Raw genomic sequence first — 21,105 nt, forward strand, 5'->3', positions numbered from 1 at the left:
CCGCTTCGATAGCGTCCGCCGACGTGCCCGATGCCGGCGCGCATCTGATAAGAGGGAGTCTGACAGATGAGGAAATTCCTGGCCCTGCCGCTCGTGCTGGCCGCAACCATCGGCCTAGGCGCCTGCAGCCCCAAGGCACAAAACGAAACCGCCCAGGCAGCCGACACCATCGCCGCCGACGCCAATGCGACGATGAGCGAGGCCGCCGCCGATACGGGTGCCGCCGCGGACCGCGCGCTCGGCGCCGCCGAGGCGTCGATCGACAATGCGGGCAATGCGGTTGGCAATGCGACCGACCGCGCATTGGACAAGACGGGCAACGCGATGAAGGCGGCGGGCAGCGAGATCGAGGACTAGCCGGTCTCAGACCGATCGCGCCCGACATGTCGAAGCACAATGTTCAGCTTTGACAGTGCGAAGCCGAAAGATCCTCCGACACGTTCGGAATGAACGGAGAGACACGCGGATGACCTATCCCAGGTCCGGTAGCCTTTTGGCCGGCGTGCTGCTGCTCGCCGGCTGTAGTGGCGGCAACGACACGCCGGGGGCAGCGAGCCCGGCCGAGGCGCGCGCGCTCAACGACGCCGCCGCGATGCTCGACGCCAACAGCGTCGACATGAACGCGGTGTCGGCCAACCAGATCGACGACGGCAACGAGGAGCAGCCGCAATGACCAATCTTCGCCGCCTGGGATCGACCGATCTCCATATCGCCCCGCTGGTGCTCGGCGGCAACGTCTTCGGCTGGACGGCGGACAAGGCGGCAAGCTTCGCCGTGCTCGATGCCTTCGTCGCGGCGGGCGGCACGATGATCGATACGGCCGATGTCTATTCGGCCTGGGTGCCCGGCCACCAGGGCGGCGAATCCGAAAGCGTGATCGGCGAATGGCTGCGCACCAGCGGCAAGCGCGACAAGGTGCAGATCGCCACCAAGGTCGGCATGCTGCCCGGCGAGGGCGGCGAGAAACTGGCGCCTGCGCGGATCGCCGCCGCGGCGGAGGCGTCGCTCAAGCGGCTCGGGATCGAGCGGATCGATCTCTATTTCGCGCATCAGGACGATGACGCGGTCGCCCAGGAAGAGGCGCTGGCCGCATTCGGCAAGCTGATCGACGCCGGCAAGGTCCGCGCGCTCGGCGCATCCAACTTCCATGCCGGTCGCCTGAAATCGGCTCACGATGCGGCGACCGCGCATGGCTTGCCGCAATATCATGTGCTTCAGCCCGAATATAATCTGGTCAGCCGCCACAAATTCGAGGGCGAGCTGCAGGACTATTGCGTCGTCCACGATATCGGCGTGGTGCCCTATTACGGGCTCGCCTCCGGCTTCCTCACCGGCAAGTACCGCTCGGCCGACGATCTCGGCAAGAGCGTGCGCGGCGGGCGGATGAGCGACCTGATCGAAGGCAAGGGCAAGGCAGTCCTTTCGGCGATGGACGATGTCGCGGCCGAGACAGGCGCGACGCTCGCCCAGATCGCGCTTGCCTGGCTGGCGGCGCAACCCGGCGTCACCGCGCCGATCGCCAGCGCGACCAGTGTCGCGCAGATCGACGAACTGGCCGGGTCGATGGGCCTGGAGTTGACGGAGGCACATCTGGAGCGGCTGACCAACGCCGGCGCCTGAACGACCGACAAAAAGGGGGACGAGGATATGAAGACAATTGTCGCGGCGACTTTCGCTGCCCTTCTGCTTGCCGGCACCTCGGCCACTGCGCAGCAGGCGCCCACGGCCCCGCAGCCCTTCACCGCGGGAACCCCATTGGGCGTGACGATCGAGGGCAAGCACACCCCGATGTCCTCGAACGTGAAGGTCCATGGCGCGATCGTCAGCGCGGAGAGCTGCAGCTACGATCCGGCCCGCAAGCTGATCATGGCGGTCAACCGCGGCGCCGCGCAGAAAGAAGCGCCGAACGACGGCTTCGTCTCGCTGATCAATCATGACGGGTCGGTCCACACCTCGCGCTGGATCGGCGTGAACCGCAACGGACTGGTGCTCAACCAGCCGTTCGGCAGCGACGTGCACGACGGCAAGCTCTATCTCGCCGATAGCGACGGGGACACCGCCGACGGCGCGAAGCGAGTCTCGGTCATCCGCATGTTCGACCTGAAGACCGGCGCGCCGGCCGGCGAGATCGCAAGCCCCGACGTGGCCTGGCTCAACGATATCGAGGTGGCGGCGGACGGCACCATCTACGGATCGCAGACCGGCACCGCCGATGCCCGGACGCCGTGGCGGATCTACAAGATCACGCCCGACGGCAGGACCTCGATCTTCCTGGAAGGGGCGCCGCTGTCGCGCCCGAACGGCGTCGCGATCGACAAGGACGGCAATATCGTGGTGGTCAACATCGGTGACGATTCAGTGCTGACCTTCTCGCCCGCAGCAAAGCTGCTGAAAACCGAGCACGCGGCCCAGGCCGGCAATGATGGCCTGGTGATCATGCCGGACGGCACCAAATATGTCAGCAGCGTGCTGAACGGCGGCATCTCGCGCATCCGGCCCGGCCAGGCGGCCACGCTCATCGCCACGGGCATCCCGAGCGCCGCATCGATGTGCCTCGATGTGGACGCCAACCAGCTGGTCGTGCCGATGAACGCGAACAACGCGCTGGCCTTCGTGAAGCTGTGACGACCGGCCCCGATCGGGGCCGGCCCCACCTCACAGATAGGCGGTGATCGCCGGCTTCTCCCACCAGAGATTGTCGCGGCCATTGGCGTAGTTGACCGGCGCATCCGCCAGTTCCTGCGGGGTCGCATCGTCGAGGCAGTTGACGGCGATACTGACGAAGTCGCCCCCGATCTGTTCGACATGGCCGTCGCCGAACGGGGCGCAACCGCATGTCCGGCAGAAGCGGTGATGACCGGACAGCGTGCCGAACTGATAATCCGACAGCGAGTCCCCGCCCTGGAGAAGGCGGAAGGCGTCAGGCTTGATGGTCACCCCCCAGGCCCGCCGCTTGGTGCAGATCGAGCAGTTGCACCTGCCAGTGCCCGTGGCGAGATCGAGGTCGGCCTCGAACTTGACCGCGCCGCAATGGCAGCTGCCGTGATAGGTCTTGAGCATGATGATCTCCCTTTGACTGTTGGTTGGTTCCGGGGATCGACATACTGCCACTCTGCTGCCAGCATGGTGGCAGCAGCCTGTCATTAGGACCATCTCATGCGCCGCGCCGACCGCCTGTTCGAGATCGTCCAGATCCTGCGCCGGGAGCGCCGCCCGATCACGGCCGACGCGATCGCGGCCGAGCTCGAAACCTCGAAACGATCGGTCTATCGCGATATCGCGGCGCTGACCGCGCAGCGCGTGCCCATCCGGGGCGAAGCGGGAATCGGCTATATCCTGGAAAGCGGCTTCGACCTGCCGCCGCTGATGCTCAGCCCCGAGGAAGTCGAAGCGGCGGTGCTCGGCGCCCAATGGGTGGCGGGGCATGGCGACCCGGCGCTCGCCCATGCGGCGCGCAACCTGATCGCGAAGATCGGCGCCGTGGTGCCGGCCGAGATGCGGGCGCTGGTCGACGATCCCGCGGCACGGACGCCGCCGGCATGGCGGATGCCGGAGGATACAATCGATGCGGCCACGCTGCGCAAGGCGATCCGCGCCGGGCGCAAGATCGCCTTGTCCTATCGCGCCGAGGATGGCGGGCTGACCGAACGGACCGTGTGGCCGGCGCTGCTCGGCTATCACCACAGCGCGCGGATACTGATCGCCTGGTGCGAGCTGCGGGAGGATTTCCGCAGTTTCAGGCTCGACCGGATCATCGCGGCCGAGACCCTAGATGCGCGCTATCCCACCCGCCCAGCCCAATTGCGCGCCCGGTGGCTGGCGGAACTGGAACGCCAACGGGACTGCGATTCCCGTTGACGGAATCGTGGCCGCGCGTAGGGGCGGATTCATGAAAGCCCACACCCTGCAGAAGCTTCGCCGCTATCATCTGTATGTCGGCATGTTCCTCGCCCCGGCGATCATCTTCTTCGCGCTCAGCGGCGCGTTGCAGACGTTTCGCCTTCAGGAGGAAAAGGGCTGGGGCGGCACGCCGCCCGAATGGATCGTCTGGCTGGCGAGCGTCCACAAGGACGACCGGCTGCCTCAGCCGAAACAGGCGGGTGGCGGCGAGCATGCGAAGCCGGCCGCCAGGCAGGCGCCCAAGGCGCCGCAGAAACCCAGGCCGTCGGCCCTGCCCTTCAAGATCTTCGCCGTCCTCATGTCGATCGGGCTGATCCTGTCGGCAGTGCTGGGCATGATCATCGCGCTCAGCAATCGCGCGACGCGGCGGCTTTCGACGATCATGCTGGTGGCCGGCGTGGTGGTGCCGATCCTCCTGCTGAAGATCTAGGTCGGATCGATATTCACCTTGCTGGCACGGTACAGCAAAGAGCAGGGTTCGCGCAGCGGGCGCAGAGTTCCGGACTTGATCATCGTGCGCCGGCAAGATGCCTGTTCGTCGACAGGTTTGTCATCGCAAACCAAGCGCGCCACTGGCCGCACCTACTGAAACGAGTTCCGCATGACGAACACGAAAACGGCCCGGGGCTTCCACCCCGGGCCGTTCTCGTCACGCACCGTTCGCTTACGCTGCGAACTGGTTCATCGTGTTGTGTACGCCGCCGGCCTTCAGCGCCGCCTCTCCCGCGAAATATTCCTTGTGGTCGTCGCCGATGTCGGAACCCGACATGTTCTGGTGCTTCACGCAGGCGATGCCCTGGCGGATCTCCTGCCGCTGCACGCCGAGGACGTAACCGAGCATGCCGGCCTCGCCGAAATATTCCTTCGCCAGATTGTCGGTCGACAGCGCCGCGGTGTGATAGGTCGGCAGCGTGATGAGGTGATGGAAGATGCCGGCCCGCTTCGCGCTGTCAGCCTGGAAGGTGCGGATACGTTCGTCGGCCTCGTCGCCCAGTTCGGTCCCGTCATAGTCGACGCTCATCAGCTTCGCCCGGTCATAGGCCGAGACGTCCCTGCCCTCCGTCGCCCAGGCATCGAACACCTGCTGGCGGAAGTTGAGCGTCCAGTTGAACGACGGCGAGTTGTTGTAGACCAGCTTGGCGTTGGGGATCACCTCGCGGATGCGATCGACCATGCCGGCGATCTGTTCGATATGCGGCTTCTCCGTCTCGATCCACAGCAGGTCGGCGCCGTTCTGGAGCGAGGTGATGCTGTCGAGCACGCAGCGATCCTCGCCCGAGCCGGCGCGGAACTGATAGAGGTTCGATGCCAGCCGCTTGGGCCGCACCAGCTTGCCGTCGCGGTTGATGACAACGTCACCGCTGCGGGCATTCTCCGGCGTGATCTCCTCGCAGTCGAGAAATGCGTTATACTGGTCGCCCAGATCGCCCGGCTCCTTGCTGAAGGCGATCTGCTTGGTCAGGCCAGCACCCAGCGAGTCGGTGCGCGTGACGATGATGCCGTCCTCGACGCCGAGTTCAAGGAACGCATAGCGGCAGGCGCGGACCTTCGCGAGAAAGTCCTCGTGCGGCACAGTGACCTTGCCGTCCTGGTGGCCGCACTGCTTCTCGTCGGAGACCTGGTTCTCGATCTGCAGCGCACAGGCGCCTGCCTCGATCATCTTCTTCGCAAGCAGATAGGTCGCCTCGGCGTTGCCGAAGCCGGCATCGATGTCGGCGATGATCGGCACGACATGAGTCTGGTAATTCTCGACCGACGCGAGGAGCTGCTTCTCCTTAAGCTGATCGCCTGCCTCGCGCGCGGCGTCGAGCTCACGGAACATCATGCCGAGTTCGCGGGCGTCAGCCTGGCGCAGGAAGGTGTAGAGTTCCTCGATCAGCGCGGGAACCGACGTCTTCTCGTGCATCGACTGATCGGGCAGCGGGCCGAATTCCGACCGGAGCGCTGCGATCATCCAGCCCGACAGATAGAGATAGCGCCGCTCGGTCGAGCCGAAATGCTTCTTGATGGCGATCAGCTTCTGCTGGCCGATGAAGCCGTGCCAGCAGCCGAGCGACTGGGTGTAGTTCGCGGGGTCGGCGTCATAGGCCGCCATGTCCTTGCGCATGATCGCAGCGGTATAGCGCGCGATGTCGAGCCCGGTCCGAAAGCGGTTCTGGACGCGCATGCGCGCCACTGCCTCGGCATCGATCCCGTCCCAGGTGCCGTTCTTGCCGCCGATGATCTGGCCGAGCTGTGCGATGTCACTTTGGTAGGTCACGATACGTCCCTCGCTTGATGAAGTACGAGGATCAGTACACAAATTGACAAGGGTTGGATCGAATCCACGAGGGAGAACTGCGTTAAGCTGTAACAGCCTGCCAGATAATCCAGTAAATTTGTAAATTTGTAACAGAGAGTCAATCTCCGCCGAATGTGAAGGGGGATACGCCACGCTCGCGCTCGTTGATCAACAGAGCCCGCCCGATCGGGGGTGCCGAACGTTGCGGACAGCGATCACGCAGACAGGCCCGGCAGCCAAGGCCGATCGGCGTCGCCTCGCCCTTGAGATCGATTCCCCGCGCCGCCGCCAACCCGTCGGCGAAGTCAGCAGCCACACCCAGCCCAACGGCGAATTCCGCCGGCACGGCGCCATAGCGCCGGCCCTGCGGCGCCACGGTGCGCGCCATGGTGAACCAGCGAGCGCCATCCTCAAGCTCGACCAGCTGCACCGCGAGCGTGCCGGGCCGATCGAAGGCATGGTGCACACGCCACAGGGGACAGCGCCCCTCGGCTTCAACGAGTGGCGATCCACTCGCGCCCGAAAAGCGTTTCGACGCCTGCCCCGCGCGGTCGAGCCTGAGCATGAAGAAGGGCAACCCGCGCGCGCCCACGCGCTGCAGGGTCTGCAACCGGTGCGCGACCTGCTCGAAACCGACGCCGAACCGCCGCTGGAGCAGTTCGAGATCATAGCCAGTCGCCTCGCACGCCCGGAGGAAGCGCGCATAGGGCATCATCACCGCGGCAGCGAAATAGCTGGCGAGATGGCGACGATAGAGCCGCTCCGCCGCACGATCGGCGAAGCCAGCGCCCTTGGCGAGCGCCTCGATCTCACCCCGCGCCTCGATCTGGGCGAGCTGGAAGGCGGCGGCAAAGGTGCGCGATGCCGGATCAAGCGTCTCGCTCAATTGCAACTGGCGCGCATGGAGATCGAGCCGGCGCAGCAGATCAGGCATCACATCGACCGGCAGGATTCGGATGGTGAGCTGATGCTTGACCCGAAGGCGTTCAGCGATCGCGCCGTAAAGATCACCCGCACCAAGCCGCAATTCGTCAGCCAGCTTCTCCGCCGCCCCGTCGAGATCGGCAAAATGACCGCGCCACCGTTCGATCTCGCGTCGCACCTCGGAAATCGGATCACTCGCCTCGCCCGGCGCCGTACCCACCCCGACCCGGTCATAGGCACGAGCGAACGCCTCGGCGCCGCCCGGCGCGCCCGCCAGCCATTCCTCGATCTCGTTCCGGTCGATTTCAAGGTCAGCGAACATCGGATCGGCGAGTCGGCGCCGGATCGCCGATTCTCCGCCACCCGGCTCTCCCGCAGCGAGAGCGCGCGGATCGAAATCGAAGCTTTCGGCCAGCTTGACCAGCAGCGAGGCCGACAGGGGTCGCTGATTGCGCTCGACCAGATTCAGGTAACTGGCCGAGATCGCCAGCACGTCGGACATCGCGGCCTGGGTAAGACCCGCCTGGCGGCGCAGACGCCGCACCGCGTGTCCGGCAAAGAGCTTCCTGTCCGCCATTCCGCCCATCCCTTCGACGTGCCCGCTTTCACCGGCACGGGGGATTTTGTCAACTCTTTACAAAATTTCATGAATGATCCGCGCAGATAAGACATCGCGACATTGCGGCCGGGCCTGCGCCGCCTGACTCACATGATTTCCCACGGTAACGCCTATCTCAGGTACCCCGTCCGGGTAGCCACCTTGTAAATCGCGCAACCATAGGAAGCCGCCTGAAGCGGCGCCTTGAAAGTTTCCTGGGGAGGAAAGGATGCCCGCCGACGGATACGTCGGCGGGCATTTCCGTTATGCTGCCTGTCGGCGACGCCGGCCCCTGCGCATGACGCGTCGCGGCACAAGGAAATTCATCGTGGCGGCGACCAAGCATGGCGGCTCCAACTTCGTCATCTATGCGGCGCTCGCGGCCAATCTCGGCATCGCCGTCGCGAAGTTCGTGGCGGCGGCCATTTCGGGCTCGTCCTCGATGCTCACCGAAGGTTTCCACTCGGTCGTCGACAGCCTCAACCAGGTCCTGCTGCTCTACGGCCAGAAACGCGGGCGCCGCCCGCCCGATGCCGATCATCCCTTCGGCTATGGTCGCGAACTGTATTTCTGGAGCTTCGTTGTCGCGATCCTGATCTTCGCGGTCGGCGCTGGCGTGTCGATCTATGAGGGCTGGGTCCATATCGCCGAGCCGGAGCCACTCCGCGACCCGACGATCAACTATGTCGTGCTTGCCGTCGCCTTCGCGATGGAAGGCGCGTCCTGGCTGTTCGCCATGCGCGAGTTTGCCGGGTCGGTGCGCGGCACGAGCTGGTGGCAGGCGGTGCGCGCGTCGAAGGACCCGGCCGGCTTCATCGTGCTGTTCGAAGATTCGGCCGCGCTGGCGGGCCTCGTGATCGCCGCGATCGGCGTGTGGGCAAGCCATGCCTGGGGTGATCCCCGCATCGACGGCGTCGCCTCGATCGCGATCGGCCTGCTGCTCGGCGTGGTCGCGGCCCTGCTCGCGCGGGAAGCCAAGGGCCTGCTGATCGGCGAAGGCGCGGATCCCGCGGTCGTCGCGCAGGTGCGCAAGATCGTCGATTCACGTCCGGAGATCATCTGGGTGAACCATGTCCGCACGCTCCACACCGCGCCCGACCGGATCTTCGTCGCGATCAGCGCCGATTTCAGCGCCACGCTCAGCATGGGCGACGCCGAGCCGCTGATCGAAGCGATCGAAAGCGAGCTCAAGGCAGCCCTGCCGATGCTCTCCTCGATCTATATCCGCCCGGAGCGGCGGGAGGATGCGCCCATTCTCCATCTCAATGAAGCGGAGAACGGCGGCTGATGCTCGCCGGCTACTCCGCCGGCACGAGTTCGATCACGTCGATGATCGATTCGAACTTCGGCCAGGGCAGCACCAATCGCCAGCGCCTCTCGTCGACGCGCTCCATATAGCCGACCATGTCCCGGCCATTGTCGTGGCCATAATCCATCGGCTTCTTCTCGTCGCCGAACATCATCGTGCCGAGAAACACCTGCCGCGAGGCACTGTCGGCGAACAGCAGCCCAACCGGGCGCTGCGATCCGCCGGCCTTGTACAGGCTTGATACCTCGCCCTCGTCGTTGACCCGGCATTCATAGGGTGGATAGGCAGTGAAATCGCGCATCGCGGTGCCGTTGGCGCCCAGCTTGAACACGCGGCAGCGATACCGCCCCGGGGGAGGCGCCGGATTCGTCAGCGCCCGGTCGGGCTCGAACAGGCTGCCTTGCCCGGTCAGGTCAGCACCGCGACCGGCGGCCTTGACCTTGGCCAGGGCAGTGAGCCAGGCGGTCCGCCAGGTGCGCAGCCTTTCCCGATCACGGTCGGTCACGACCTTGTGCCAGTCCGCGCCCGCCGTCTTCAGCGCCGCCGGCAAGGGTGGTACCGGCACCGGCGGTGGCGTGGTCGTCGACACGATCACCGGCGGCGCGGCAACCTCGACGGACTTGTGCGCCTTGCCACCGCAACCGGCGAGGAGAGCGCAACCGCACAGGCCGAGGGATAGTCTTTTCAAGCGACCGGTTCTTTCTACAGCAAGGGTGCAGCTAACCATGCCCCGCCTCGAATGCCAACCCGATTGAGCCCGAGGAAGCGCCTAGGCAGCAGTCCAGCCCCCGTCGACCGACAGGTTCGCGCCGGTGATCGACTTCGCCTCGTCCCGGCACAGGAACAGGCCAAGTGCAGCGACCTGTTCCGACGTCACGAACTCCTTGGTCGGCTGAGCGGAGAGCAACACATCGTTCAACACCTGCTCGCGCGTCATGTTCCGCGCCTTCATCGTGTCTGGGATCTGGTTCTCGACAAGGGGCGTCCAGACATAGCCGGGCGAGATGCAATTGACGGTGATGCCGTCGGTCGCCGTCTCGAGCGCGATCGTCTTGGTCAGGCCGGCAATGCCGAACTTGGCCATCACATAGGCGCTTTTGTTGGGGCTGGCGACAATCGAATGGGCCGAGGCGGTCGAGATGATCCGGCCCCATTTCGCCGCCTTCATGTACGGCACCGCCGCGCGCATCATGTACCAGGCCGAGGTGAGGTTGATCTTGATGATCGCCTCGAACGCGTCGGCCGGGAAATCCTCGATCGGCGCGACATGCTGGATGCCCGCATTGTTGATGATGATGTCCGGACCGCCAAGCTCGTCATGGCAGCGCTTGACCATCGCGGCGATCGCCGCCGGATCAGTCATGTCCGCGGCATCGTACAGCGCCTTGGCGCCGTTCGTTGCCTCGAGCGCGGCGCGCTCCGTCTCGATCGCCGCGGCATCGCCAAAGCCGTTGATCATCACGCTCGCGCCCTCGCCGGCCAGCGCCTTGGCATAGGCAAGGCCGATGCCCGAGGTGGAACCGGTAATGATCGCGCTCTTGCCCTTGAGGAACATGGGTATCTCCGTGGTTGAAACGTCAGGTGGCGGATTTGGCCGGGGGGCGCACCGTCAGGTCGAACGCCGCTGTCTTGCCGGTTTCGATGTTCGCCGCAACGAGGCGTGCATTGACCATCGTCTCGGCGACCGCCTCGCGCCCGGCATGCCAGTGCTCGCGCATGGTCCGCGCCGAGAATTCGAAGTCGCGCGATCCGCCTTCCCAGGCGTTGGTGCGATAGATGAGCTGGACGAGGCTGACCGGGTGCTCAGCCGAGCAGGCGGCAAGCGCCGCGACATCGGGATCGTTCAGCATCGATTCCGGCAGCTTGGCGAGCACCTTGCGCGCGATCTCCCGATCCTTGCGGATTCGCATCACCTGATTGGACACCTGCCGGGTCCGGCTCGAGAAGCGGATCTCCTTCTCGCGCGCCGCGACATCCATAATCGTCTTGGGCCGTTCGGCCGCCGCGGCGAAAAGATCGACCTGAAACGCGAGCAGTGGCTCGGACTGGTTGTCCAGCACATGAGTCAGTGGAGTGTTGGAGACGAGCCCCCCGTCCCACCACCATTTCCCGTCGATCTCGACCGGCGGGAGGCCGGGCGGCAGCGCCCCCGATGCCATGATATGCCGCGCGTCGATCCGGGTCGTGGTCGTGTCGAAATAGTTGAAGTTGCCACTCTCGATATCGACCGCGCCGACGGAGAGCCGCACCGGCCCGTTGTTCAGCAGATCCCAGTCGATCAGCGAATCGAGCGTCTCCTTCAGTGGCGTCGAATCATAGAAGCTCAGCGCCTCGCACGTGCCTGGCGCGGCGAATACCGGCGAAACCATGCGGGGCGTGAAGAAGCCGGGCACGCCAGCCGCCATGACATAGCCGGCCGACCATTCGTGCAGCCATTCGCGGATATGATCGTCGGGATAGATCGGGAAGCTGGGCAGGGAAGACGTCACCATGTCCCAGAAGGCGGTGAGCATCTCGACCCGCTTGTGCGGCGGATTGCCCGCGACGATCGCAGCGTTGACCGCGCCGATCGAGATTCCGGCGACCCAGTCGATCTCGATTCCGCGCGTCGCCAGCCCCTCGATCACGCCCGCCTGGAAGCTGCCGAGCGCCCCGCCGCCCTGGAGCACCAGCGCGACGCAATCGGGCAGCGGCAGCGCATCAGCCTGGCGCGGCGGCCTGGTGGGTTCGACATCGGCCATCGATCTCGCCATGCGCCGCCGCGACGGCAGGATCAACGGCAGTTTGATGAAAAGCGCGTCACGCACGCTCGGCGCGCGGCACGAAAGGGCGTCGGGCGGCACCAAAGGGCGTGACGCCCGAATATCGCCGCGACGCTTGCAACAAGCCGGGCCGCCGCGCATTCATGCCGCATCGGCAACGACCCCGGAACACTGCCATGCGGCTCGACGATTTCGATCCCAACATCAATGTCGAGGATCAGCGCGGACAGGGCGGCGGGTTCGGCGGCGGTGGCGGGGGCGGCGGCATGCTGCTCGGGCTGCTGCCGCTGGTGTTCAGCCGGTTCGGCTGTGGCGGCGTGGTCGTCCTGCTGATCGTCTTCGCCGTGTTCGGCGGCGGGCTCGGCTCGCTCACGGGCGGCGGGGGCAGCCAATTCTCCGCGCCGACGACTCAGGTCAGCGATCGCCAGGCCGGGGGTAGCGACACGAAATCGAGCTGCACGCTCAATGCGGCGAGCAAGGCGGCGTGCAACGCGTTCAGCTCGGCCGACAAGACCTGGGCGGCGCTGTTCAGCCGTGGGGGCGAACGCTTCGTCCAGCCCAAGCTGGTCTTCTATGGGGGCGAGGGCCGATCGGGCTGCGGCGCGGCGCAAAGCGCGATGGGCCCGTTCTACTGCCCGAGCGACCAGGGCATCTATCTCGACACCAGCTTCTTCGACGAACTCGCCACCCGCTTCGGCGCCAAGGGCGATTTCGCGCAGGATTATGTGATCGCCCATGAATTCGGCCATCACATCCAGAACCTGCTCGGCACCTCCGACAAGGTGCAGCAGCAGCAGGCGCGATCAAGCCGGGCCCAGGGCAATGCGCTGTCGGTACGGCTCGAACTCCAGGCGGATTGCTTCGCCGGCGTCTGGGCCGCGCAGAATCGCGACCGCATGGAACCGGGCGACCTGGAAGAGGGCATGACCGCCGCCCACGCGATCGGCGACGACACGCTGCAGCAGGAGGCGCAGGGCCGGGTAGTACCCGACAGCTTCACTCATGGCACCTCGGCGCAGCGCATGGCCTGGTTGAAGCGCGGGCTCGACAGCGGCGATCCCAACCAGTGCGATACGTTCAGCGGGGCGATCTAGAGGCCACCGATATCGTACGGCATCTCGGCACCAAGCCCCATGGCGGCGAGCGGCGCATCCACGGCGCGGCCCGGTGATCCCGTGCGACGCTGCCATGGGGCGAAGGGCAGCATCAGGTTCTCCAGTCGCTCAACGAGGTCGAACAGCGCATCGTCGTCGAGCCGATAGCCGGGTACCTGTTCCATATGATGGCGGATGCGCCGGGCGAGGGATTCCTTCCTGACGCAACTCTCGCCCGAGAACCGGCGCAGGCAGACGGCATAGCCTCCATCAGTCCAGCTTGCCCATTCGGCTTCGGCGCAACGGGTGGCGCCTTCGGGATCGACGCTCGCTTTCGCGAAGGCGCCGGGAAAGGCAAGAATGCCAAGCGGTTCAGCGGCCAGGGCCTCGACAAAGGTCGCGATGAAATGCGCGCGATTCCGTATCGTCGCTTCCTCGACGGACAGGCCTCGCTTCAGACCAAGCAGCGCGCGGCGCCCCCACCACATGGCGGCCGGAGCATACCAGAGCCTGCCGGGCGGCGGCCTTTCGGTCGCCTCGAGCGCACTCCACCAGACCCCGTCATGCTCGGCATAGATTGGACCGGGCATCGCACCGGCCGCGACGAGGCGTTCGACGAGATCCGGGGCAGCACCGATCTGTCGACAAAAAAGGTCCGGCGTCAGGAACCAGCACTGGATATAAGCGAGATTTGTCATGCGCCGGCCATAGCGCAGGAAGCAGAAAAGATGCTTCGGCCACGGCCGAATGATACCCGGCCATCAATGCTGGCGTTAGACATGAAAAGGCGAGGACAACCGGTGCAAACCGGCCGCCCTCACCCCGCGCCGCTACGCGGCTTTCCCCCTCTCCCACCGGGAGAGGGGAGAAGGCCTCAATAGGTGCCCGAGAAGCTGCGGTTGAGGGCATGCGGACCCTTGCCGCTGTCCTCGTCGCGATTCTCGTTGAAGAAGGCGCCGTTGCGCTCCTCATCGCGCCAGTGCGCCTTGGCATCCTCAGCCGTCTTGCGGATCTTCACCTTGTCGTCGACCGACTCGATCCAGCGCGACGGGATCGAATGGTGTCGTCCGCCGGCATCGACATCGCTCTTGGTCAGGATGATGCGATCGCCGCGCACCTTGTCGACGGTGCCGACATGCTCACCATCGGAGCCGAGCACTTCCATATGTTCGGCGACCTTCGACAGAGCGCTGCGCTGAGTCTGGCGTTCAGTGCGCCAGCTGCCGAACTCGTTCTCGAACTTCGATCGGTTCTCGCGGCGATATTCGTCATAGTCGCGGTCGAGCGCGTCGATCTGCGACCGGCGCCAGCTATGATAATCATCATCGCGCGCATAAGGGCCGTGCCCGCGCCCGCCGTGGCGCTCGTCGTAACGCGAATCCAGTTCACGACGGCGCTCAGCCTCCTCGTCGCCGAACCACGAACGAACCTCGTCACCGGCACGGCTGAAGAAGTCGCGATCCTGATAATCATACCCCTCAGGCCGTTCACGATCCCGCCGCTGGCCATAGGTGTCCCGGCGGCCATAGTCGCGGTCACCCGTCTCGGTGAAGCGATGCCCGTCAGCACCATAGCTGCCGCGATAGTCGCCCTGGAAGCCGGCATCCCGGGCATAGCGACGCTGGCCCTGCCCAAGCGCACGCTGGTCGCGATAGGCATAGCCTGAATTGCCATAGTCGCGCGGCCCATAGCCGCGCTGGCCATCGTCCCGGCCACGACCGCGCCCCAGTTCCCCGGCCGCCTGATATTCCCGGGCGCTGGAATAGGTATAGTCCTGACCCGATCCATAATCGCGGGTGTAGTTCCCTTCCCCGCTGTCCGAATAATCGGCCTGCGGGTTGGTATTCCGGAGATAGCGTCCATTATCCATGACGGCGTCCTTCCTTCAATTCTGCGGTGCCGGCGGGCCGCAATATCGCGCCTGCCCGACAGCCAAGAAAGGGATGAAAGCCGTGATTGTTCCGATAGTTACGCTGACGTAGCGAAATCTCGCCGCGTCGTTGGAGCAGTTCGGCGCAGCGAAAGTTCGGAGGGCCCGGGCGATCCGGTTGCATCGCCCGGAAAGGCTCGCTAAACGCGCGGTTCCGGCTCTTGCCGGATGGAACGGGGCTGTAGCTCAGATGGGAGAGCGCTGCAATCGCACTGCAGAGGTCAGGGGTTCGATTCCCCTCAGCTCCACCAATCAAGCAAAAATCATCCCCCTCCGGGGAGACGCCGTGAGGCGTCTTATCGATAGATAATCCGCTATCAGCGCAAGAAATCGCGCGCCTGTCGGGTGACACCCCTTCCTTGATCCTCGTTCTTTCGAATACCAACTCCCCGCCTGGAACAAGAATGTAGAGTTCTCACCGAACTGGCTACGATTCCCTCACCCGAAGTTGACCGTCATTTCAATTTCTTCAATTATTCGATGTCGCTCATCCTACATTTGGAGAAGACTGTGTCAATTTCGATCATAAAATCTAAATACTTACTTTTTCGTTCAGCAATAATATTGCCATTTATATATATGACACCAGCACATGCCAATGACGTTTCCATAAGTTATAGCGTGAACGGCAATCCTTTGGCTGTATCCGCATCAGCAGATCGTTTCGCAGGCGCCATAGTGTCACTTACATTTCGTGGCGTTCAGTATGTAGACATCTACGACCATGGCCGAGAAATACAATCAGCTATCCAGCTGGATAATCTTGGCGAATGCTACAATCCAAACGAAGCTGGATCCGAAACCGACGGAACCGGTCAAACGACCACAAGTATATTACATCTTATCTCAAATACAAACAATGTTCTGCAGACTCAGACTCAGCCAGCATTCTGGTTACCTAAAAACTACAATTACAACAAACCATGCAACCCAAACCTGCCATACCCTGACAATATAATTTCCACTGCGCAAAATACCAATGACCTCTCCAATTACACGATAGCGAGAACAACCTCTTTTTTCGGCCCGTCAATTCCCAATCTTCTCAATGTTCAAACCAGTTTCACCGTCCCAGAGAATCACAATTCATCCAACGCTGAGGCATTAACGGCCTACCTGCCAAGCAGCTTCAGCACTTTTCTGCAATATGACCGCGCATCACGTACACTCATAAAGGTTGCCGCGGGCGGGGTTGATACGCCCAGTCAACATACGCCCAGACCAGTGATTATCGCGCAACCGAACGGTGCGCATGCGATGGGCGTGATATCGCCAGCCATCATTGCCAATCCGAGTGTAGGATATATTGCCTATATCAAATATGGCGGGCAAGCTGCCACATCGAAATGGTCATGCGTCTTCGGAGAAACAAATATTATTGCAGGATCTACTTATACTTACTCATGTCCACTTGCGGTGGGCAATGTCGATGAGGTAGTCGATGCATTCAACGCCTACCCGGTACCAGGGCAAACCATCACTACAATGATACCGATATACCGATTCTACGGTTACCAGAAGCACTTCATGACGCCCTCTTATGCCGAGGGAGCCAGTACGGGTTACGTTTTTGAAACCACCGGATTTCATCTTTTCCCAGCCGCGGACTCTGGCCTGAAGGCCCTTTATCGATGCAACAATGCCATTTACAACGATCACTTCGTGTCAACGCAGAGTAATTGCGAAGGATTCACCCAAGAGGGCATTTATGGATATGCCTCCATTTCGGAGTACCCCGGGTCATACCCGCTCTACAGGTTTTACAGGGGCACGACGCGCGACCATTTGATTACGATAAACTATTCGGAAGGCGCGAGTGGCGGGTATCTCTATGAAGGCATTCTGGGATATGTTACTTCCTGATTTCCCGTCCTGGCCAAGGCCTGCCTCGCCAGGCGGCCATGCTGACCACCAAATCATCGGTGCTTTGGCACGAGAGTGGAGACGCCTGCGCACATAGCGGGGAGGTCGCCCGGAAGAATTCCGGGCGGCCGATCCCATAGCAGCGGCATCCCAAGCCCGTCACCCGCCCACCGCCATTTCCCCCATCGTCACATAGTCCAACTTGCCCGTGCCGAGCACGGGCAGCGCCTCGACCACGCGGATCTCGCGCGGGATGGCGAGTTCCGCCACGCCGTTCGCCTTGCCCCAGGCCTGGAGCGCAGCGGCGGTCGCGTCCCTGCGGCTGGTGAACAGCACGAGCTGCTCGCCCTTTTTCGGGTCAGGCCGGGTGACGACGGCATGTTCCGAGTCAGGCCATAGCGCGGCGGCATAGCCCTCGACTGCCGGGAGCGAGACCATCTCGCCGCCGATCTTGGCGAAGCGCTTGGCGCGCCCCCGGATGGTGACGAAGCCGGCCTCGTCGATCGTGACGATATCGCCGGTATCGTGCCAGCCTTCGGCCGGGGGCTGGAGCTGGCCCGGCGCGTCGACTTTGAGATAGCCGGCCATGATGTTCGGCCCACGGATCGACAGGCGACCACCCTCCTCGATACCGGGCACCGCCTCAAGCGTCGCCTCGATGCCCGGCAACAGGCGGCCGACGCTGCCCGAGCGGAAATACATCGGCGTGTTGACCGCGATCACCGGCCCCGCCTCGGTCGCGCCGTAACCTTCAAGGATGCGCAGCCCGAACTTGTCGGCATAGGCACGCCGCGTCTCGTCTCGCACGCGCTCGGCCCCGGCGAAGATGTAGCGCAGCGAATAGAAATCATAGCTGTGCGCCATGCGCGCATAGCCGGCGAGGAAGGTGTCGGTGCCGAACAGGATCGTCGCATTGGCGTCATAGGCCAGGGCGGGCACGATCCGGTAATGCAGCGGGCTCGGATAAAGCAGCGTCTTGATGCCGCTGAGGATCGGCAGGAGCGTGCCACCGGTCAGGCCGAAGCTGTGGAAGACCGGCAACGCATTCAGCACCAGGTCGCTCTTGTTGAAGTCGATCCGTGCAGAGAGCTGAAGACAATTGGCCAGCAGGTTGCGATGAGTCAGCACCACGCCCTTGGGCAGGCCTTCCGATCCGCTGGTGAACAGGATCACCGCGCCGCTCGTCGGCGGGACCACGCGACGGCGATGCAGCCGGCCGGCAAAGCGGGTGGCGAGCAGCGCACGAAGCTTGGCACCCGTACCGATGCCGGCCGCGATGTCCTCGAGATAGCGGATCGCAATACCCTCCGCCGCCAGCCCCTCGGCCACCGCCTCGAGCTTGGCCTGGGCAATGAAGGCACGCGCGGTGACGATAGTGCGGACCTCCGCCGCCACGCACGCCGCCTTCAGGTTGGCGAGGCCGGCGGTATAGTTGAGCATCGCCGGCACCCGCCCGATCGCCTGGAGCGCGAAGAAGGTCGCCACCACGCTCGACACATTGGGCAGCAGCACGCCGACCGCCTCGCCCTGCTTCGTGCCCTGTTCGAACGTGCGACCAAGCGCCAGGCTGCCGGTGATCAGCTTTTTGTAGGTGAGCGGATCGCGCTTGATGTCCTCGACCACCGCCGTCTTGCCGCCATGGATGTCCTTCGCGTCGAGCAGCGCCTGGAACAGGGTCCGGTCGATGTCGGAGGTAGCGAAGATCATGTCGCTCATCACGTCGTAGAGATGCCGCCCGGCGATGGCACGGCGCGCACGCGCGCTCATCTGCCCCTCGATCACGAAGCGGCGCGGCGGCAGGATCGTCAGGCTGATCTGCGGAAAGGTGCGCTGTCTGACCTTGCCCTTGAGATAGGAGAAGGGCGTGAACTGCGCCCCGTCGATCCGCACCGGGACGATCGGCGCATCGGCCTTGTCGGCAACCATGCCGGGGCCGTCGAAGATTTTCATCAGCGCGCCGGTGACGGTGATGCGCCCCTCAGGGAAGATCACCAGGGTGTTGCCGTCGCGCACCGCCTTGACCATCGACTTGGCCGACATCGGGTTGGTCGGATCGACCGGAAAGGCGCGGAACAGCTTCAACGTCGGCTGGATCCACCACAGCTTCACCACCAGGCTGTTCACCGCGAACACCGGCTTGCCGGGCAGGAACACGGCGAGCAACAGTCCGTCGAGCCAGGACACGTGATTGACCACGACGACGGCGCGTTCGCCCGGTTGCGGCATATTCTCCGCGCCGTGCACCTCAATGCGATAGACCAGGGTGAGCAGGCCGCGCAGGAGGGACTTGATCACCGTCTCCGGCAACAGCCAGCAGGAGATCAGCGCGATCGCCATGGTAGAGAAGCCGAGCGCCCCGATCACGCCGGGGATGCTCGCGCCCTGGGCCTGGATGAAGAGAACCACCGCCACCACCGCGACCATGATCGCCGCATTGACGATATTGTTGGCGGCGATGATGCGCGAGCGCTCCTCCGGCGGGGTCGCCGTCTGGAGGATCGCATAGAGCGGCACGACGAACATGCCGCCGGCAGCCGAAATGCCGACCAGATCGACCAGCACCCGCCAATTGCCCGGGTTCTTCGCGAACTCCCAGGAAGTCACCGGCGTCCCCGGGATCGGATAATGGCGCGTGGCGAGCCACAGGTCGATCATGAAGGCCGCCATCGCCAGCGCCGAGGCCGGCACATATTTCGCCGACACGGCTCCCTTGAGCAGCCGGTTGACCAGGGTCGAGCCGAGCGCGATCGAGACGGAGAAGATGATCAGGAACAGGGTCACCACGCCCTGCGTACCGCCCAACGCTCCGGAGACCAGCGGCAGGAAATTGGTGACGAGGATCGCGCCGACCGCGAAGAACCAGCTGATCCCGAGGATGCACAGCCACACGCCCTCGCCCTGATGCGCCGACTTCAGGATCTGCCAGGTGCTGCGGAACGGGTTGCGGTCGATCCTCAGGTCGGGTGCCGCCGGCGGCGCGGGCGGGATCGCCAGGCTTGCCGCGAAGCCAACGCCAGCCAGCGCGGTCGCCGCCAGGCCGCATTCCCAGGCCGGCAGCACGCCGGTCACCGCGAGCAACTGTCCGCCCAGGATGGCGAGGAAGGTGCCGCCCTCGATCAGGCCGGTGCCCCCGACGATCTCGTTATGCTGGAGATGCTGGGGCAGGATCGAATATTTGACCGGCCCGAAAAAGGTCGAGTGCATGCCCATCATGAAGAGGGCGGCGAGCAGCGCCGGCACTGACTGGAACCAGAAGCCGATCAGGCCAAGGCCCATGATGGCGATTTCAGCACCCTTGATGATTCGGACCAGCCGGGCCTTGTCCCACGCATCGGCAATCTGCCCCGCCATTGCGGAGAAGAGGAAATAGGGCAGGATGAAAAGGCCCGTCGCGATGTTGCCGAGCAGGGCGACATGGTTCGGGTCCTGCGGGAACAGCGTGTAGGTCGCGAGGCTGAGCATCGCGAACTTCAGGACATTGTCGTTGAACGCCCCAAGGAACTGGACGACGAACATCGGCGCGAAGCGCCGTTTCGCGAGCAGCGAGAAATCGGGTGCCGACATTGATCAGGTGCCTCCCAGCTGAACGGGCGATCATGGCGGACCGACGCGCCTTCACCAAGGCATGTCTGCACCGATCCGGGACCAGCCGTTCAAATCCCGGCGACTCGCCGGACGATGGGGAGATGCCATTAAATTGAGCGCTGTTCAATAAATAAATTAGACACTGTTCAATTTTAACCCTAATCCCTCTTCCATGGGCCGCAGATCGGATCATTCGCGCGAGGAGCTGGAGGAGCTGATCCTCGCCGAAGGTCACGGGCTGCTGGCGGAAACCGGCTATGCGCGCTTCTCGGCACGCGAGGTGGCGAAGCGGATCGGCTATTCGATCGGCACGATCTACAATGTGTTCGGCAGCCTCGACGCGCTGCTGCTGGCGATCAACAGCCGCACCTTCGTGCTGTGGGCGGCCTGGCTGCGCGAGAAGCTGGCGGTAGCCGGCGACGACCGGATCGCGGCGCTGGTCGCCGGCTATTTCGACTTCGCCGAGCGCAATCCCAATCTGTGGATGGCGATCTACGATCACCGCCAGCCGCCGGGCACCGAAATGCCCGAGGGCTATCGCCGGCTGCGCAGCGGGCTGACCGGGATCGTCGAGGCTGAGATCGCCCATGTCCTGCCCCAGGACCGGCGCGGCGAGGCCCCTGCCCTTGCCCGATCGCTGGTGGCACTGGTCCACGGCCATTGCGAGTTCGCGCTCAACGGCACCTTCGCGCTGCTCGGCGAACAGGACCCGCAGGCGGCTGCGCTCGCCCGGGTACGCGAGGCGCTCGCAGCCGGCGGGGCGACCGGAGCGGCTGTCGGCCGGGCATAGCCAGGTCGCCGTTCGTTTCGAGCGGGGAGAGGTGGTCCCGCTGCGCGAAACCACCTCTCCCAATGCCCT

Annotated in this window: 19 protein-coding genes and 1 tRNA gene; 11 read left to right on the top strand and 9 right to left on the bottom strand. The window is 64.1% G+C overall.

From position 1 onward, the window contains the following. Positions 1 to 66: 66 nt before the first annotated feature. The 4 genes from P0Y59_12295 (at position 67) to P0Y59_12310 (ending at position 2,625) form a co-directional block, all read left to right on the top strand. Positions 67 to 357: a hypothetical protein gene (locus P0Y59_12295; GenBank protein WEK02422.1), complete on the top strand. Its 291-nt coding sequence runs from the start codon at positions 67 to 69 to the stop codon at positions 355 to 357. Positions 358 to 466: 109 nt separating this feature from the next. Then, on the top strand, positions 467 to 673 hold the full coding sequence (locus P0Y59_12300; GenBank protein ID WEK02423.1) for a hypothetical protein: 207 nt from the start codon (positions 467 to 469) through the stop codon (positions 671 to 673). Next, positions 670 to 1,620, top strand: a complete 951-nt coding sequence (locus P0Y59_12305) for an aldo/keto reductase (protein ID WEK02424.1) — start codon at positions 670 to 672, stop codon at positions 1,618 to 1,620. The genes P0Y59_12300 and P0Y59_12305 overlap by 4 nt, the downstream gene beginning before the upstream one ends. A gap of 27 nt (positions 1,621 to 1,647) precedes the next feature. Beyond that, positions 1,648 to 2,625 (top strand): hypothetical protein, encoded by a 978-nt coding sequence (locus tag P0Y59_12310; GenBank protein ID WEK02425.1) that lies wholly within the window; start codon positions 1,648 to 1,650, stop codon positions 2,623 to 2,625. Between the two features lie 30 nt (positions 2,626 to 2,655). Here the strand turns inward: P0Y59_12310 and P0Y59_12315 are convergent, their stop codons facing one another. After that, positions 2,656 to 3,060 carry a GFA family protein gene (locus tag P0Y59_12315; protein WEK02426.1) on the bottom strand — a complete coding sequence of 135 codons (405 nt, stop codon included), beginning with the start codon at positions 3,058 to 3,060 and terminating at the stop codon, positions 2,656 to 2,658. A 96-nt stretch (positions 3,061 to 3,156) separates the two neighbouring features. Here P0Y59_12315 and P0Y59_12320 point away from each other — a divergent pair, with 96 nt between their 5' ends. Both P0Y59_12320 and P0Y59_12325 read left to right on the top strand, forming a co-directional pair. Further along, on the top strand, positions 3,157 to 3,858 hold the full coding sequence (locus P0Y59_12320) for a YafY family protein (protein ID WEK02427.1): 702 nt from the start codon (positions 3,157 to 3,159) through the stop codon (positions 3,856 to 3,858). A 31-nt stretch (positions 3,859 to 3,889) separates the two neighbouring features. Next, the gene (locus tag P0Y59_12325; protein ID WEK02428.1) at positions 3,890 to 4,330 is read left to right on the top strand and encodes a hypothetical protein; all 441 of its coding nucleotides are present in this window, start codon (positions 3,890 to 3,892) and stop codon (positions 4,328 to 4,330) included. A gap of 234 nt (positions 4,331 to 4,564) precedes the next feature. Here the strand turns inward: P0Y59_12325 and P0Y59_12330 are convergent, their stop codons facing one another. Together P0Y59_12330 and P0Y59_12335 are read right to left on the bottom strand one after the other, a co-directional pair. After that, positions 4,565 to 6,160 (bottom strand): isocitrate lyase, encoded by a 1,596-nt coding sequence (locus tag P0Y59_12330; protein ID WEK02429.1) that lies wholly within the window; start codon positions 6,158 to 6,160, stop codon positions 4,565 to 4,567. A 139-nt stretch (positions 6,161 to 6,299) separates the two neighbouring features. After that, entirely contained in the window at positions 6,300 to 7,682 is a 1,383-nt protein-coding gene (locus P0Y59_12335; GenBank protein ID WEK02430.1) for a short-chain fatty acyl-CoA regulator family protein, read from the bottom strand. Between the two features lie 349 nt (positions 7,683 to 8,031). Between P0Y59_12335 and P0Y59_12340 the strand changes: the two genes are divergently transcribed. Beyond that, positions 8,032 to 8,991, top strand: a complete 960-nt coding sequence (locus tag P0Y59_12340) for a cation diffusion facilitator family transporter (protein ID WEK02431.1) — start codon at positions 8,032 to 8,034, stop codon at positions 8,989 to 8,991. Positions 8,992 to 9,001: 10 nt separating this feature from the next. Here the strand turns inward: P0Y59_12340 and P0Y59_12345 are convergent, their stop codons facing one another. From P0Y59_12345 to P0Y59_12355, 3 genes are all read right to left on the bottom strand, one after another. Beyond that, positions 9,002 to 9,700, bottom strand: a complete 699-nt coding sequence (locus tag P0Y59_12345) for a DUF4893 domain-containing protein (GenBank protein ID WEK02432.1) — start codon at positions 9,698 to 9,700, stop codon at positions 9,002 to 9,004. An 81-nt stretch (positions 9,701 to 9,781) separates the two neighbouring features. After that, positions 9,782 to 10,567 (bottom strand): 3-hydroxybutyrate dehydrogenase, encoded by a 786-nt coding sequence (locus P0Y59_12350; GenBank protein ID WEK02433.1) that lies wholly within the window; start codon positions 10,565 to 10,567, stop codon positions 9,782 to 9,784. 22 nt (positions 10,568 to 10,589) lie between these two features. Next, positions 10,590 to 11,753 carry a patatin-like phospholipase family protein gene (locus tag P0Y59_12355; GenBank protein WEK02434.1) on the bottom strand — a complete coding sequence of 388 codons (1,164 nt, stop codon included), beginning with the start codon at positions 11,751 to 11,753 and terminating at the stop codon, positions 10,590 to 10,592. A 197-nt stretch (positions 11,754 to 11,950) separates the two neighbouring features. On the opposite strand from P0Y59_12355, the gene P0Y59_12360 reads away from it, so the two are divergent. Next, the gene (locus tag P0Y59_12360; protein ID WEK02435.1) at positions 11,951 to 12,868 is read left to right on the top strand and encodes a zinc metallopeptidase; all 918 of its coding nucleotides are present in this window, start codon (positions 11,951 to 11,953) and stop codon (positions 12,866 to 12,868) included. Here the strand turns inward: P0Y59_12360 and P0Y59_12365 are convergent. Both P0Y59_12365 and P0Y59_12370 read right to left on the bottom strand, forming a co-directional pair. Continuing rightward, positions 12,865 to 13,566 carry a DUF6058 family natural product biosynthesis protein gene (locus tag P0Y59_12365; GenBank protein ID WEK02436.1) on the bottom strand — a complete coding sequence of 234 codons (702 nt, stop codon included), beginning with the start codon at positions 13,564 to 13,566 and terminating at the stop codon, positions 12,865 to 12,867. The two genes, P0Y59_12360 and P0Y59_12365, sit on opposite strands and share 4 nt — an antisense overlap. Positions 13,567 to 13,742: 176 nt before the next feature. Further along, complete coding sequence (locus P0Y59_12370) at positions 13,743 to 14,738, bottom strand: DUF2171 domain-containing protein (protein ID WEK02437.1); 996 nt, start codon at positions 14,736 to 14,738, stop codon at positions 13,743 to 13,745. 235 nt (positions 14,739 to 14,973) lie between these two features. On the opposite strand from P0Y59_12370, the gene P0Y59_12375 reads away from it, so the two are divergent. Continuing rightward, positions 14,974 to 15,049: transfer RNA gene (locus P0Y59_12375), tRNA-Ala, on the top strand. A gap of 259 nt (positions 15,050 to 15,308) precedes the next feature. After that, positions 15,309 to 16,661, top strand: a complete 1,353-nt coding sequence (locus P0Y59_12380) for a hypothetical protein (protein ID WEK02438.1) — start codon at positions 15,309 to 15,311, stop codon at positions 16,659 to 16,661. A gap of 159 nt (positions 16,662 to 16,820) precedes the next feature. Here the strand turns inward: P0Y59_12380 and P0Y59_12385 are convergent, their stop codons facing one another. Further along, a complete protein-coding gene (locus P0Y59_12385; GenBank protein ID WEK02439.1) occupies positions 16,821 to 20,225 on the bottom strand; it encodes an acyl-[ACP]--phospholipid O-acyltransferase in 3,405 nt (1,134 codons plus the stop codon). Between the two features lie 193 nt (positions 20,226 to 20,418). Here P0Y59_12385 and P0Y59_12390 point away from each other — a divergent pair, with 193 nt between their 5' ends. After that, positions 20,419 to 21,036, top strand: a complete 618-nt coding sequence (locus P0Y59_12390; protein ID WEK02440.1) for a TetR/AcrR family transcriptional regulator — start codon at positions 20,419 to 20,421, stop codon at positions 21,034 to 21,036. The last annotated feature ends 69 nt before the right edge of the window (positions 21,037 to 21,105 follow it).

The sequence above is a fragment of the Candidatus Sphingomonas phytovorans genome (assembly GCA_029202385.1).
Classification (GTDB): Bacteria; Pseudomonadota; Alphaproteobacteria; order Sphingomonadales; family Sphingomonadaceae; genus Sphingomonas; species Sphingomonas phytovorans.

Excerpts from the sequence above, each read along its gene's own strand:
- P0Y59_12295 (WEK02422.1), top strand. The coding sequence starts at position 67 with ATGAGGAAATTCCTGGCCCTGCCGCTCGTGCTGGCCGCAACCATCGGC.
- P0Y59_12300 (WEK02423.1), top strand. The coding sequence starts at position 467 with ATGACCTATCCCAGGTCCGGTAGCCTTTTGGCCGGCGTGCTGCTGCTC.
- P0Y59_12305 (WEK02424.1), top strand. The coding sequence starts at position 670 with ATGACCAATCTTCGCCGCCTGGGATCGACCGATCTCCATATCGCCCCG.
- P0Y59_12310 (WEK02425.1), top strand. The coding sequence starts at position 1,648 with ATGAAGACAATTGTCGCGGCGACTTTCGCTGCCCTTCTGCTTGCCGGC.
- P0Y59_12315 (WEK02426.1), bottom strand. The coding sequence starts at position 3,060 with ATGCTCAAGACCTATCACGGCAGCTGCCATTGCGGCGCGGTCAAGTTC.
- P0Y59_12320 (WEK02427.1), top strand. The coding sequence starts at position 3,157 with ATGCGCCGCGCCGACCGCCTGTTCGAGATCGTCCAGATCCTGCGCCGG.
- P0Y59_12325 (WEK02428.1), top strand. The coding sequence starts at position 3,890 with ATGAAAGCCCACACCCTGCAGAAGCTTCGCCGCTATCATCTGTATGTC.
- P0Y59_12335 (WEK02430.1), bottom strand. The coding sequence starts at position 7,682 with ATGGCGGACAGGAAGCTCTTTGCCGGACACGCGGTGCGGCGTCTGCGC.
- P0Y59_12350 (WEK02433.1), bottom strand. The coding sequence starts at position 10,567 with ATGTTCCTCAAGGGCAAGAGCGCGATCATTACCGGTTCCACCTCGGGC.
- P0Y59_12355 (WEK02434.1), bottom strand. The coding sequence starts at position 11,753 with ATGGCCGATGTCGAACCCACCAGGCCGCCGCGCCAGGCTGATGCGCTG.
- P0Y59_12360 (WEK02435.1), top strand. The coding sequence starts at position 11,951 with ATGCGGCTCGACGATTTCGATCCCAACATCAATGTCGAGGATCAGCGC.
- P0Y59_12365 (WEK02436.1), bottom strand. The coding sequence starts at position 13,566 with ATGACAAATCTCGCTTATATCCAGTGCTGGTTCCTGACGCCGGACCTT.
- P0Y59_12370 (WEK02437.1), bottom strand. The coding sequence starts at position 14,738 with ATGGATAATGGACGCTATCTCCGGAATACCAACCCGCAGGCCGATTAT.
- P0Y59_12385 (WEK02439.1), bottom strand. The coding sequence starts at position 20,225 with ATGTCGGCACCCGATTTCTCGCTGCTCGCGAAACGGCGCTTCGCGCCG.
- P0Y59_12390 (WEK02440.1), top strand. The coding sequence starts at position 20,419 with ATGGGCCGCAGATCGGATCATTCGCGCGAGGAGCTGGAGGAGCTGATC.